General features: G+C 36.8%; 15 protein-coding genes. 3 read left to right on the top strand and 12 right to left on the bottom strand.

The window, feature by feature from the left end; all coding sequences use genetic code 11:
* Positions 1 to 8: 8 nt before the first annotated feature.
* The 6 genes from IO90_RS14955 to IO90_RS14930 form a co-directional block, all read right to left on the bottom strand.
* Complete coding sequence (locus IO90_RS14955) at positions 9 to 518, bottom strand: hypothetical protein (RefSeq protein WP_034968247.1); 510 nt, start codon at positions 516 to 518, stop codon at positions 9 to 11.
* Between the two features lie 21 nt (positions 519 to 539).
* A complete protein-coding gene (locus tag IO90_RS14950; RefSeq protein ID WP_034968245.1) occupies positions 540 to 1,421 on the bottom strand; it encodes a hypothetical protein in 882 nt (293 codons plus the stop codon).
* Positions 1,421 to 2,098, bottom strand: coding sequence for a RadC family protein (gene radC, locus IO90_RS14945; protein ID WP_034968242.1), 678 nt, complete (start codon positions 2,096 to 2,098; stop codon positions 1,421 to 1,423). The genes IO90_RS14950 and radC overlap by 1 nt, the downstream gene beginning before the upstream one ends.
* Positions 2,099 to 2,122: 24 nt before the next feature.
* Complete coding sequence (locus IO90_RS14940; RefSeq protein ID WP_228374692.1) at positions 2,123 to 2,722, bottom strand: murein L,D-transpeptidase catalytic domain-containing protein; 600 nt, start codon at positions 2,720 to 2,722, stop codon at positions 2,123 to 2,125.
* Between the two features lie 173 nt (positions 2,723 to 2,895).
* Positions 2,896 to 3,564: an ABC transporter ATP-binding protein gene (locus tag IO90_RS14935; protein WP_034968238.1), complete on the bottom strand. Its 669-nt coding sequence runs from the start codon at positions 3,562 to 3,564 to the stop codon at positions 2,896 to 2,898.
* A 147-nt stretch (positions 3,565 to 3,711) separates the two neighbouring features.
* The gene (locus tag IO90_RS14930) at positions 3,712 to 6,039 is read right to left on the bottom strand and encodes an ATP-dependent helicase (protein ID WP_034968236.1); all 2,328 of its coding nucleotides are present in this window, start codon (positions 6,037 to 6,039) and stop codon (positions 3,712 to 3,714) included.
* 148 nt (positions 6,040 to 6,187) lie between these two features.
* Here IO90_RS14930 and IO90_RS14925 point away from each other — a divergent pair, with 148 nt between their 5' ends.
* A complete protein-coding gene (locus tag IO90_RS14925) occupies positions 6,188 to 7,273 on the top strand; it encodes an FUSC family protein (protein WP_034968233.1) in 1,086 nt (361 codons plus the stop codon).
* A 3-nt stretch (positions 7,274 to 7,276) separates the two neighbouring features.
* Here the strand turns inward: IO90_RS14925 and IO90_RS14920 are convergent, their stop codons facing one another.
* Genes IO90_RS14920 through IO90_RS14900 form a run of 5 tightly spaced genes read right to left on the bottom strand, consistent with a single transcriptional unit; the run spans position 7,277 to position 10,628 of the window.
* Positions 7,277 to 7,630, bottom strand: coding sequence for a hypothetical protein (locus IO90_RS14920; RefSeq protein ID WP_034968231.1), 354 nt, complete (start codon positions 7,628 to 7,630; stop codon positions 7,277 to 7,279).
* Position 7,631: 1 nt separating this feature from the next.
* The gene (locus IO90_RS14915) at positions 7,632 to 7,814 is read right to left on the bottom strand and encodes a hypothetical protein (protein WP_034968228.1); all 183 of its coding nucleotides are present in this window, start codon (positions 7,812 to 7,814) and stop codon (positions 7,632 to 7,634) included.
* Positions 7,815 to 7,828: 14 nt separating this feature from the next.
* On the bottom strand, positions 7,829 to 8,872 hold the full coding sequence (locus IO90_RS14910) for a hypothetical protein (RefSeq protein WP_034968226.1): 1,044 nt from the start codon (positions 8,870 to 8,872) through the stop codon (positions 7,829 to 7,831).
* Entirely contained in the window at positions 8,869 to 9,780 is a 912-nt protein-coding gene (locus IO90_RS14905) for a glycosyltransferase family 2 protein (protein WP_034968223.1), read from the bottom strand. The genes IO90_RS14910 and IO90_RS14905 overlap by 4 nt, the downstream gene beginning before the upstream one ends.
* A 47-nt stretch (positions 9,781 to 9,827) precedes the next feature.
* Positions 9,828 to 10,628, bottom strand: coding sequence for a class I SAM-dependent methyltransferase (locus tag IO90_RS14900; RefSeq protein WP_034968220.1), 801 nt, complete (start codon positions 10,626 to 10,628; stop codon positions 9,828 to 9,830).
* Positions 10,629 to 10,808: 180 nt separating this feature from the next.
* On the opposite strand from IO90_RS14900, the gene IO90_RS14895 reads away from it, so the two are divergent.
* Both IO90_RS14895 and IO90_RS14890 read left to right on the top strand, forming a co-directional pair.
* Complete coding sequence (locus tag IO90_RS14895; protein ID WP_034968216.1) at positions 10,809 to 11,993, top strand: MFS transporter; 1,185 nt, start codon at positions 10,809 to 10,811, stop codon at positions 11,991 to 11,993.
* A 45-nt stretch (positions 11,994 to 12,038) separates the two neighbouring features.
* Positions 12,039 to 13,565, top strand: coding sequence for a SulP family inorganic anion transporter (locus IO90_RS14890; protein WP_034968214.1), 1,527 nt, complete (start codon positions 12,039 to 12,041; stop codon positions 13,563 to 13,565).
* A 197-nt stretch (positions 13,566 to 13,762) separates the two neighbouring features.
* Here IO90_RS14890 and IO90_RS19040 read toward each other — a convergent pair whose 3' ends face one another.
* Positions 13,763 to 13,939 (bottom strand): hypothetical protein, encoded by a 177-nt coding sequence (locus IO90_RS19040; RefSeq protein WP_165570284.1) that lies wholly within the window; start codon positions 13,937 to 13,939, stop codon positions 13,763 to 13,765.
* Positions 13,940 to 13,956: the final 17 nt, after the last annotated feature.

Genomic DNA, 13,956 nt, shown 5'->3' with positions numbered 1-13,956 from the left:
CTTAGTATTTATATTATTTTGTTTAGTTCTTGTCTCAGATTCTCGATGGTGTCGGAAATATAGTCTTCCGAGTTAAGATAGCTCATCAGGAAAACGGTTTTGAAATCTTCCAGTTTTGAGTTCTCATTCATTTCTTCGTAGGTTTTGCGAAGGCTTTGCAGAATGTTGTTTTTGCTTGTGATAATGTCTTGCCAAGATGATTTCGAGATATACAATTGCTGGGAAGCATTGTACTCGAATTCTTCGATGATGTTCTTCTCTGTAAGGAAAACAAACTCGTGGGGCTGGAGGTTTTTATCGAATTTCATCACGAGATTTGATGGTTTTAAACGTTCCAAAAACAAAGTCATTCTTTCCAAAGCCTGAAGTTTGATCTCGCTATTGGTTTTGGTTGCCAAGAAATTAATTTCCTGTTTTTTTAGCCTGACAAAGCTGTTCACGAACTGTTTCGCAAAAACCAAAAAGGGCAATGCGATGATAACGGCTACAGCGTAAGGGAAATAATCTGAATCAAACATATTTGAAATCGGACTGCAAAATTAAGAAAATTTTAGCCAATTTTTGATCAAATCTTTTTTTGAATTTTGAATCACATGATATTCCTGCAAATCGGAGCCAAAACTTTTGAAAAAAACCTCGATGCCGCGGATGCTTCCGCCCATAAAGTTGAAGGCTTTGGTTTCGATATTCAAATCTAAAATCCTGTCTATCAAGAAAGATGCGCCATTGTGATTTTTCAGTTCTTCGTTATTCAAAAGTCCGAGAAGCGAGAAATAGTTTTCATTATCAATTAACACGGCAACGTTTGTTAAATTTTCTTCATAATAACTTCCAAACATTTTCAGTTGCTTTTTCGCGTCTAGAAACAGAAGATATTGAATGAAAAAATCCATATCACTCTCCTTTTCCAATCCTTTGAAATTGTTTTTAATAAATTCCAAAATATCTTTCTGCGCGAATACTTCTCTGAACTCAAGATATTGCGCGGTTTTCACAGTTGATTTTCTCCCTTTAAAATATTTTTTGCGTCTTAGAAAAGCGTATTCCTGAACTGGGACAAAGAAATTTTTCTTTGTAACGAGTTTGGTTTCAAAGTCATTGTGGAAATTGAAACTATAATTGATGACATTATAACTCGTCTTTAAAAACTTTAGGAATTTTTCATTGATTATTTTATCAGACTTCCCGAAAATCCCCAATTGCTGACAGAACAAAGGCATCAAAACTACTTTGAAAAAAGTCTTTTTCACAAACGGAATCGGCATCACAGCTTCGTAATCACCAAAAACCAAAAGTTCCCAGTTTTTACTCAAAAAATCGAGTGTTTCTTTTTCACAGTAGAAATTTTTCTGAGCCGAATTTTCTATGCAAGTGTTATATTTTTGAAAATCAATATCTTGATACTTAACTCTTTCTATCATTATAAAATCCCTTCGTCTTTAAAACTATAATAATTATTCTGCGTCAGAATCAAATGGTCCAGCAAATCGATGTCCAATAATTTTCCAGCGTCTTTTATTTTTTGCGTGATGTTGATATCTTCTTTGCTCGGTTTCAAACTGCCAGCCGGATGGTTGTGAGCCACGATAATTTGTGTGGAAAAATGTTCCAAAGCCGTTTTGAAAACCACGCGCACATCTGCAACAGAACTCGCAATTCCGCCTCGGAAAAGGCACGTTTTGTACAAGATTTTGTTTTGATGATTAAGGAAAATCGCCCAAAATTCTTCCGTCTGCAAGTCCGACAGATGGGGTTGTAAAATCTCGAAGGCATCTTTGCTACTGCTGATTTGCTGTCTTTCCAAAACTTCCTGCTGAGATTTACGATTCCCGATTTCCAAAGCTGTGGCAATAGAAATGGCTTTCGCCTCGCCTACACCTTTGAACTTTGTCAAGTCCTTGATTGATAATTGACTGAGCCGATGCCAATTGTTTTCTACGGAATTTAAAATCCTTCTTGCCAATTCCACTGCAGATTCATCCCGATTTCCACTTCCCATAATGATGGCCAACAGCTCCGAATCCGAAACTGCAGACTTTCCTTTTAACAGGAATTTTTCTCTTGGGCGGTCGTCTTCCGCAAGGGATTTTAGGTTCAAGGTTTTGGGTTCTGAGTTTGAAAATTAATTGTAGGCGTAAATTATCAATTTTTTATCAGATTTATCAATATGTTGCTCCAAAATTTTAAAGAAATTATCAGAAACCATCGGGCAACCGAAACTTAAACAAATCTCGTCTTTCTGCTCTACATCAGGAACACAACTCAATCTGTGCAAAACAATGGCTCTACTCCTCGCATTGCTGTTGGTTTCATCAAGTCCGGTCAGCCGGTAAGACATCCCGAATTTTCCTTTGTATTTTTCCTCAATAATATATTTTCCTAGAGATGAACAATGCGAACCATCTTTGTTGCTGAACTTTAAAATTCCATTTACTTTTCCATCTTCCGAACCGTCGCCGTGCGCCACCAAAGCTTTTTGGATAATTTTCCCTGACTTCAAATCCACCACAAAAAATCTAAATTTTGAAGATGAGATTGAGAAATCAATTAGAAAAGCTTTATCCGAATTGTAATTTGATTCTTTAATAAAGGCCTTTAAATCAGCTATTTTCTGAGAGATTTTTGCTTCAGGACTTGCAAATTGAATAGATTGATTTTCCTGGGATTTTACGTCGCAGGAAATTATTAACAATGAAAACATGAAGAATAGAAATGGTTTCAAAGAATATTAGTTTGCAATTAAAACGAAATAATTAGAATAAATAATATTAAAACAACTTCAAATTTCATCAAATTAACTCCCTTTAGGGTTGGGGAAATTAATTTGATGAAATTTAAAATGAATTTTACGCACTTTAAGGTTGGATTTATTTTAAATCAAATATTTCAAAAAATCTACAAAACAATCTGCCCATCCTTCATCACCAACTTCCTATCTGTACTTTCCGCCAAAACGGAGTTGTGCGTTACAATCACAAAAGTCTGATGATATTTGTCCCTCAAATCAAAAAATAATTGATGAAGCGCATCAGCATTTTTGGAATCCAAGTTTCCAGTTGGCTCGTCTGCGTAGATGATTTTTGGAGAATTAATCAAAGCTCTCGCAACCGCAACTCGCTGAGATTCACCGCCTGAAAGTTGAGATGGTTTGTGGTGCAATCGGCTCGCAATATTCAAATCTTCAAATAATGAATGTGCTTTTTCCAAAACTTCTTTCTCTGCAATTCCGCCAATTCTGGATGGCAAAAGAACATTTTCCAAAGCTGTAAATTCTGGCAACAACTGGTGATTCTGAAACACAAAACCAATATTCTTGTTCCTGAATTTTGACAATTCACGGTCTTTCATTTTCAGAAAACTATTGCCGTCCAAAGCGATGTCGGTTCCATATTTATCTGGGTCGGAAGGATTGTCCAAAGTGCCCAAAATTTGAAGAAGCGTAGATTTTCCCGCGCCCGATTCTCCAACGATGGAAACGACTTCTCCCGCTTTTATCGTGATATCAACGCCTTTCAGAACTTCCAGAGTTCCGTAGAATTTATGTATGTTTTTTGCTCGAATCATAGTATTGCTTTTGGCTTCCGGCAAATTGCTTTTAGCTTTTATTTTTTTATTTCTCTCGCTAATTTAGCAGATTCTATAGGATTTTTTTTAATTAAAATCTGCTTGATTTGCCAAATCTGCGAGAAATCAAACTTATTCTCTTGTTTCTTAAATCTTCGTCAATTTAGCAAATTTCAGGATAAGATTTTTCTCGCCTTCATTTTTGAAAATTACTTTTGCTTTGATGTTTTGAGGGTCAGTTCCGTCCAGGAATTTCACTTCTCCAACACCGAAACGGTCGTGTCTTACCAAATCGCCAACTTCAATATCTTGCGAAGATTGTCCAGCAGGATTGATGATTTTCGCCGTTGCAATCGGTTTCAACTGTTTTGGAACTGGAGCATTGATATTTCTTTCCAGCGTTTTCTTTTCCTCTTTCTTTTTGAAAAATCGAGGTTCGGAAGGCGTGTCATCGAAGATATTGGAGTCGATTCCGGAACGGTTGATGAATTTCAACTCATTCAAAGGATTGATTAATTCAATATATTTTGAATCGATTTCGCTCAAGAATCTTGATGGTTCTGCATCGGTAATTTTTCCCCATTGGAATCTGGAAACGGCGTACGTGAAGAAAACTTCCTTCTCGGCTCTCGTCAAAGCAACGTAGAACAGACGTCTTTCTTCCTCCAATTCTTCTCTCGTGGAAGAACTCATAAAACTCGGGAAAAGATTTTCTTCCAATCCAACCAAGTGAACCACAGGGAATTCCAAACCTTTGGACAAGTGGATGGTCATCAATGAAACTTTATTCGTATCGTCGTCTTTATCATTTTGAGTATCAGAAGACAACGCAATATTTTCCATAAAATTGGACAAACTTGGGTCGCCATCTTCTATCTGAATTTGTTCCTCGATAAAACCTTGCATCGAGTTCAGCAATTCCTGAATATTCTCGACTCTCGAAATGCCTTCAGGCGTTTGGTCTTCTTTCAATAATTTGATGAGTCCGCTTCGTTTCGCGACTTCCATTGCGACATCATAAACGTTATCAGTTTTCAACATCACTTGGAAAGCTTTTATCATCGCCCAGAAATCTCCAAGTTTTGTTAGAATTCCATTATTCAAGCCTAATTGTGGCGCGTAGAATCCAAGATTATCCAAAACCTGCGTTGTCGGAACATTCTGAGAATCTGCAAAAACAATTAATTTATTTTGAGTCGTTTCACCGATTCCTCTCGCTGGAAAATTGATAATTCTCGCCAAAGCTTCAGAGTCATTTTCATTGACCAAAAGTCTTAAGTAAGCCAACAAATCTTTCACTTCTTTCCTTTGGTAGAAAGACAATCCACCGTAAACTCGGTAGGGAATATTCTTTTTTCTCAACGCATCTTCAAAAGCTCTGGTTTGAGAATTGGTTCTATAAAGAATCGCAAAATCGGAAAAATGACGCTGTTGCGTATTGTGTTTCTCGAAAATATTGGCGGAGACAAAGTTGGCTTCGTCCGCATCAGAAAGACTTCGGTAAACTTTTATCTTTTCCCCGACTTCATTCTCACTGAAAACATTTTTCTTGAATTGCTGTAAGTTTTTTGAAATCACAACATTCGCCGCGTCCACGATATTTTGCGTCGAACGGTAATTTTGTTCCAATGAAACCGTGACTGCATCGGGATAATCTTTTTTGAAATTCAAGATGTTGTAAATATTTGCGCCACGGAAAGAGTAAATGGACTGTGCATCGTCTCCAACCACACAAATATTTTCGAATTTTGAAGCCAAAGCTTTGACAATCAAATACTGAGAATGATTCGTATCTTGGTACTCATCCACCAAAATGTATCGGAATCGGTCTTGATATTTTGCTAAAACTTCTGGAAATCTCGTCAATAATTCATTGGTTTTCAACAATAAATCATCAAAATCCATTGCACCATTTCGGAAACAAGCTTCGACATATTTTTTATAAATCTCGCCAATCAATTTCATATTCGCCTTTTCGTCGGCTTCCATCAATTCCGGATTGTTGAAATAAGCGTTAACCGTGATGAGATTGTTTTTATACTGAGAAATTCTCGAAAGCACTTTCTTCGCTTTATAAATATCAGAATCGATGTTCAAGTCTTTGATGACCTTCTTCATCACATTCAGCGCGTCCTGCATATCGTAAATCGTGAAGTTGGACGGATAACCGAGATGGTGACCCTCGCTTCTCAAAATCCTTGCAAAAACCGAGTGAAAAGTTCCCATCCAAAGCGACTTTGCATCACTGGGACCAACGACTTTTGCGATACGCTCCTTCATTTCCTTCGCCGCTTTGTTGGTAAACGTCAACGACAAAATATTGAAAGGGTCTACTCCATTTTTTATCAGATGGGCAATCCGCATCGTGAGAACTCGGGTCTTGCCAGAACCTGCGCCTGCCAAAACCATCAACGGTCCTTGTAATGTGGTAACTGCCTCTAGCTGAGGCTCATTCAATCCTTTCAGATAATCCATTCTATTCTCGAAATTTTAAGATAACAAAAATAGCGTTTTTTATGCAATTTTCCAGTCCATTATCATTTGATTTTGGTCGATTATGGGTAATTTTGCACTTGTAAAAAATGAATTCCCAAACCACCATCAAATCTAATAAAACCAAAACTTGAAATCCGACTATCTTAAAAACGAACTCCTCTCCTTTTTCAAATTAAAACCTTCACCGAGAAGCTGGCACATTCCTTTTCTTGCGGGACTTGCGGTTGGAATACCGTTGATGTTTGGCTACTTTTTGGGCGACGTCAGGTCAGCACTCACAGCGAGTCTTGCAGGATTGGTCATCATTTATATTCCCAGCAACAGTGGATTTATCGAGACGATGATGAAGATGTTTGTCTGCTCGTTTGGGATGATTATTTCGTACAGTCTGGGCTTGGCGTTTAGTTTTAATCTTTGGATTGCATCTCTGGTTTTCGGGATTTTATCGACGGTTGCTTACTTTGTTGCCAGATATTTTAATTTAAAACCACCTGGAAGTTTTTTCTTTATAATGATGGCCTCAATGGCAATCGGACTTCCACACGCGCCTGAATTGATTCCAAAACGCGTTGGTATTTTCACAATTGGGACTTTGAGCGCTTGCCTTATTTGTTTGATTTATAGTTTGTTGATTTCAAAAAAGGAATTAAATAAAAATGTTACCACTTTTAACATCAACCCTTATGTCAATCTCGTAGAATCCTTTATCATCGGGATTTGTATGTTGGTTTCAGTTTTTGTCGGAAAGTTTTTCAATCTTGATTATCCGTATTGGATTCCGATTTCCAGTTTGGCAGTTTTGCAAGGCGTAAATAGCTATCACATCTGGAAACGCGGTTTGCACAGGATTATCGGGACAACCATCGGACTTGGAATTGCTTGGTTGATTTTCTCTTACGTCACATCTCCTTTATGGATTTGCATTTGTATCATCACGCTTCAAATTATCGTGGAAATATTAATTACAAGACATTACGCTTTGGCCGTGATGTTTCTCACACCAATGGGAATTCTACTCGCCGAAACCGGAAGTTCTACTTCACTTGAACCCGATTACTTATTGCAAATGAGGTTTTTAGAAATTTTAATTGGAAGCGCAATTGGTTGCATTGGTGGATGGTTTTTGTATAATGAAAGAATCAGATTCAATTCAATCAAACATTTGAGAAGGTCAAAAGTGGTTTTGAGAAAGAGTTTCCAGAGAGCGAAATAAGCTTTAATGCATCGTAGCAATGTAAGCGAAAAGACACAAAACCGTTACAACTGCGAGAAATATTATTAAATTATTAGCATCGGCCAAGTTATTTTTGTTTTGCTTTCTTAAGTTTTTTGCCTCCGCAATCATAATTCCAAACCACGCAATCACAATCGCAAGCGCTAGAATAGCAAAACCAATTTCCCCACCTAGCGCAGCGACAAACAAAATCCCAAGCGTCAGAACCGACGCAATGATTAGAATCACGACTCTTATAATACTGTGAACCAACACGTTTTGCTTTGGAACGGGAAGATTTGAAACCTCTTTTTTATCTTCCTTGATATCGAACAATTCATTAAATTCTTCGTTCATATCATTTCTGTTTTTGGTACAGTTTGATGAAAAAAGAAGTAAGTCCTGCGTAGGCCAAAATCTGTAAAATATTGGTTACCAGATAGACATTTTCCGAAAAGCCATAGCGCTGGAACATATACGCCAATTGAATTAAAGTCAAGGTGATTAGGGAAACAACTGCTATTAAAGTGTAATTTTTCATCAATGTTATTTCAATTAAAGATTTTCAAGAAGTAAGTTAAGTTTTTTAGAAACTGTTTCTTTTGAATAATCGCTGAAATCAAATTTAAGGTTTTTTAATTCAGAAAACTGTGATTGCAAAACTTTTTTCTCTTCAATAATAAATTCTAAATCAGAATGATAAGTTGTAGGAAAAATTGCCGGTTTTCCATATTTAATAGAATCTCCGATATTTCCGCTGATTTTAGTTTTTCCATAAATTTCCTTGACTGAAAAGAATTCAGTTTTGGTTTGAATTGGACAATATAAAACGTCCGCTTTCACCATCAATTCATCAAACATTTCCTGCTCTAATTTTTCTTCAAAGTATTGAATTTTAACAAATTGATGGATTTTATTTGAAATTTGCTTTAAATATTCTAATTCTTCTCCAGAAGCTTTTCCAAGAAAAATAATTTCGTAATTTAGATTAACATCTTTGAAGATTTTAAACTTTTCAAAGAACGAATAATAATCTCTCCTATCTTGCGAAACTGCACCGGGAACGACAATTCTAATTAAATCTTTTTCTGAATTTTCAGAATTAAATTGATTAAAATAAATTGGCAGAAATTTCAGATGATTTTGTTTCGACATCAAGTCGTCAATACCAAAAAGATATTTTGCTCTTTGATAAACTTTAGATGATTCCAAAAGTCCCTCTTTCAAGAATAATTTGAGTCTATATTGTTGGTCTTTTCTGAAAATACTTTTTAATAATTCCCATCTCGAAGCTTTTGTAAAGTTCAGATTATGAACTACAATCGCAGTTCTATAATTCTTAACAATCGCTTTATAAAAATTAAAATGCCGATGAACCGTTCCAATGATAATCAAATCATAGTTTTTCTTTTTCAGGACTTCCAAAAACTCAGAATAATCTGTCAAAAAGATATTTCCGCCCTCCAATTTCAACAATTTGTAAATCTTCTCCGAAAAATAAAAATCAACAGAAAACTTACTTGAATCTTTAGTTAATTCAAAGAAATTATTGGCCAGTTCGGCGTGTGTATCGAGTTCTATGTAAGCGATTTTCTTCATAATCCGAAGTTTTTGAAAAACTCTTTCCAACGCAGATTTCGGATAAAATTAATTTCCTCCTTGCTCAATTCCCGTTTTTTATTTTGTTTCAAAAAAGAATTAATCGTTGTGAGAAACTCTTTCGCAGAACGATTTTTAAAAGAAGATTTAGCTGAAGAAATCATCGCCAAAGGCAAACTCAAACCAATATTGTAAAAATACTGTCCAAGTTTTTCCGCTTTCTGGTCTTTGTATTTGTAAGCCGTTGGGCGCAAATGTTTGACCCAAATATTTTTAATGGTCACCACTTCCCAGCCGTGTTTTTTCGCCAACAAAACATCCAGATTATCCCAACCCAAAACTGGTCGAAGTCCATCCATCGCTACAAAACATTCCTTTCTATAAGCTTTTATAGGACCACGAACGTGATTTTTGGATGATAGATTTTCGAAAACCCAATCGTGATTTTTATTACTGAAATCGAAGAGATTTGCGCTCGGCAATTTCAGATTTTTAATTTGTGGATTTTGTTTGTAATTTCTAATGTAAACCAAGCCGGAAAGCAATCCAGCCTTAGGATTTTCCTCAAAAACTTGATTCACTTTTTCAAGATAATCTCTGGGAAAAACAATGTCTGCATCGTACTTGCAAATCACATCGAAACCTTTCCAATCCACAGATTCCAAACCTTTCTTAAAAGTCCGCACCACTTTTGCACCAGGCTGATGCTCAGAAGTTTGGAGATTTGAAAGTTGGAAATTGAAAGTTTGGAGCTGGAAGTTTTCTACGATTTCTTTGGTCTTGTCCGTTGAACCATCATTCACCACCACACAGGTAAAGTTCTGAAAACTCTGCTTTTGCAAAGATTCCAAACACAAAGCAATGCTCTGTTCTTCGTTGTGCGCAGGAATGATGATGAGAAATTTCAAATTAAATGATTACGTTAAATAAACCTTGAAGGTTTGAATTATTAATATTAAAACTTATTCGATTTTAATTTCACTTCAAACAAAACTTCCGGCGTTTTCGGACTTTCAAACGTTGAAGTATTATACTTTTTCTTGGTGAAAATCGCGCACATTGTATTTTGCGGATGATAAAGATTTTGATGCAATTCTTTCGGCAACGCATCCAAAATCGCCTTGAAAACTTCATATCGGATTTTCTCCGGATTGTACGCGTAATCGTGCCAAACCACTACAGTTTCATCGTGAACCAAATGTTGGAAAACCTTTTCTGTATCGTGTTTTACCATATCGTAAGAATGGTCGCCATCGATGAAAATCAAATCATATTTTTTATTCAGTCCAGCAAAATCATAGGTTTTGGTATTGCCTTCCAGATGGAGGATTTTTGGATTTTTTTTAGACAAAATGCCGTGAAGTTCTGCGTATCTTTTGTTCCAGCCCATCGCTTCCATTTCTTCTTTGGAAAGGTTGAGCGTTGTACAATCATCAATTTCTTTCGCAACATTCCAAACACTTTCGCCTCGCCAGGTTCCAATCTCAAAATAGGATTTTTTTCCTTTGGCTAAAGTCTTTAACAAAGCCAAATCCGTGGAAAGTGAACCACCATCCAAAATGCACAAATCAACATCAGCTTCAAAATTCCCGCCTGAAATCTCGTCCAAAGAAACTTCCGGAAGACTTAAAAATTGAGGATAATCTTTTTGAAATTCCTGTTTTCTAATATCATTCAAATCGAGAATGATATTGAGCAAACTTGGTTCTTTGATGATGTATTGAATAGCGTTCTTTAACTTCTGAAGCTTCGTCATTGATGATGGAAATTAATTTTTAAAATGGTCTAATTTGAGTTAGAAGCCGAAAGTTACTGATTTTTGGCAAATCATTAAAATAAATAGTTTTCACAGTCTACGAAAATTATACATTTATTAATATCAGAAAATTTTCTAAAAATGATTTCCGTGGTATCTTTGCAGATTAATTTTTGAGTTATGGATGCAACGATTGAACAAAGCAAAAATATTTCTTATTCCCTGATTTCCTATGTCTTCTTCACATTTATAGGCTATTTTATCATTGGATTATCATTGTCTGTTTTACCTATTTTTATTAGCAAAGGTCTTGGTTTCAGTATGCTGGTTGCAGGGATTGTGATCAGTTTACAATATGTGATGACATTTTTGATGCGCGCCTATTCCGGTAAAATCATCGATAGCAAAGGACCAAAACCTGCTGTGCTTGTGAGTATGCTGAGTTTTGCTTTTACAGGATTGGTATTGATAATGGCCTATTATTTCAAATTCTCTCCTATTGTAAGCTTATCATTTTTAATTATTACAAGACTTTTTACAGGCTGTGCCGAAGGAATGATCGGTGCAAGTCCTATCAACTGGGCAATAATGGCCTTTGGAGAAAAACATACCGCGAACATCATCTCTTACAATGGCGTCGCTTGTTATGGCGCTTTGGCTTTGGGTGCTTCTCTCGGTGTGACCATTGTGAAGCATTTTAATTTTTATGGTTTAGGAATTCTTATTGTAATCCTCGGAATTTTAGGATTTTTTCTAGCAAATACAAAAGAAAATAAAACCGGAGAACTGTCAGAAGGTGAGCCAACTTCATTTTGGAAAGTTTTGAGTAAGGTAGCCCCTTACGGACTTGGTCTGGCTTTGGGTGGTTTAGGATTTGCTTCCATTTCTACCTTTATCACGCTTTACTACGATTATTACCACTGGCAAAACGGCGCAATGTGTCTGTCGGTTTTCGGGATCTTGTTTGTGGCAGGCCGATTGGTCTTCAGTAATGCTATCAACCGATTTGGCGGAATCAATGTGGCGATTGTGTGCTTGGCTGTTGAGACACTTGGTTTGACAATCATCAGTTTGTCCTATCATCCGTATTTTGCATTGATTGGCGCTGGAATCACTGGATTAGGATTTTCATTGATATTCCCTGCTTTGGGCGTGATGGCGATGAAAACTGTTCCATCTTACAATCAAGGTTCAGCGTTGGCTGGTTATGGATTGTTCATCGATATTTCGTTGGGAATCACCGGTCCTTTGATTGGTGGTGTGGCCGATACTTTTGGACTGAATTATATTTTCCCATTCAGTATTGGGATTGTAATGATCGGATTGGGATTGGTCTTTTATATGAAGATGAAATTGTCTGAATAAATTTTCCCGCCAGAATTCTCCCTAATTTCGCATTTTCAAATTCTTATGCAGAAAGTTCTCAACCTTTTTGATTTCTCTCAAAAAGTAAATTACAGAAACGAAATTTTCGCTGGACTCACCGTTGCAATGACGATGATTCCGGAATCCTTATCGTTTGCCATTCTTGCTGGATTTTCGCCGTTGACAGGTTTGTATGCCGCTTTCATAATGGGATTGGTCACAGCAATTTTTGGCGGACGGCCCGGCTTGATTTCCGGTGGCGCTGGTGCAACCGTGATTGTCTTGATTCCACTGATGATTTCTCACGGCATCGAATATATTTTTGCGACCGTGGTTTTGGCTGGAATCATTCAGATTTTCGTGGGGATTTTTAAGTTGGGGAAATTCATTCGGCTGGTTCCGCAACCTGTGATGTACGGCTTTGTAAATGGTTTGGCGATTGTCATTTTTATGTCACAAATCAATCAGTTTAAAATCCAGGGTTCGGAAAGTTGGTTGTTCGGAAGTCCTTTGTATATAATGCTTGGTTTGGTCGCATTGACGATTTCGGTGATTTTAATTTTTCCAAGATTGACAAAGAAAATTCCGGCTTCTTTGGTGGCGATTGCGGTCACTTTTGCTTTGGTAATGATTTTCGGAATTCAGACCAAGACTGTAAGTGACATTGCTAATATTGCTGGCGGTTTTCCACCGTTTCACATTCCGAATGTCGAGATGTCTTTTGAAGTTTTGAAGGTCATTTTTCCATTTGCTTTGATAATGTCAACGGTTGGATTGACGGAAGGTTTGTTGACTTTAAATTTGGTTGATGAAATTACAAATACCAAAGGAAATAGCAACAGAGAATGCGTTGCACAAGGAACCGCCAATATTCTCAACGGATTCTTTTTCGGAATGGGCGGTTGTCCGATGATTGCACAGACTTTGGTGAATCTTTCGGCTGGCGCGAGAGCCAGATTGTCTGGAATTATCGCTGCTTTGGTTATTCTTTTTATCATCCTATTCGGAGCGCCTGTGATTGGAAAAATGCCTGTCGCTGCTTTGGTTGGCGTAATGATAATGGTTTCTGTTGGAACGTTTGAATGGGCAAGTTTTAAAGCGATAAAGAGATTTCCGAAGTCTGATATTTTTGTGATGGTTGTTGTGACCTTGATTACCGTTTTTCTTCACAATTTGGCTTTGGCAGTTTTGATTGGTGTCATTATTTCCGCTCTGGTATTCGCTTGGGAAAGTGCAAAACGAATCCGTGCGAAGAAATATATTGATGATAATGGCGTGAAACATTATGAGATTTTCGGCCCGTTGTTTTTTGGTTCAACGACAACTTTTGCTGAGAAATTTGATGTGATGGATGACCCGAAAGATGTGATTATTGATTTCAAGGAAAGTCGTGTGGTGGATATGTCTGCGATTGATATTCTGAATAAAATCACGGAACGCTATCTAAGTCAAGGGAAAACTGTTCGGTTGAAGCATTTGAGTTCTGATTGCTTGCGGTTGATAAAGAATGCGGAAAATGTGGTGGCTATTAATATTATTGAAGACCCAGAGTATCGAGTTTTGAGGGATTGATTTTTTTATATGAATTTTTAGTTTTTATATGTCTTCGAGAGCCTCAGACTGACAATTCTAACGAATTAATTTCTTTCTTCTCACAAGTATGATTTTTTAAAACTCTCGCTGATTTAGCAGATTAGGCTGATTTTTTTATGCTGTAAATCTGCGAGAGATTATTATTCATAATTATGTTATTAAATTTAAGAATACTTTTACAGTATTTGGTCTTCGACTCCGCTCAGACTGACAATGCTAATGTCTTTCGAAATCTTTGAATAAGATTGAAAAGTCTTCAACTCCGCTCGGAATGACAATGGATTGATGTTGGAAATCTGAGTTGGGTTTGTCACACTGAGCGGAGTCGAAGTGTTTCGGGTTAGGATTGACAATCTTCTTTTTTAGTGGA

This window comes from Chryseobacterium sp. FH1, from assembly GCF_000735135.1.
In the GTDB taxonomy this organism is placed as follows: Bacteria; Bacteroidota; Bacteroidia; order Flavobacteriales; family Weeksellaceae; genus Epilithonimonas.
This window is presented reverse-complemented; position numbering and strand designations above follow the sequence as displayed.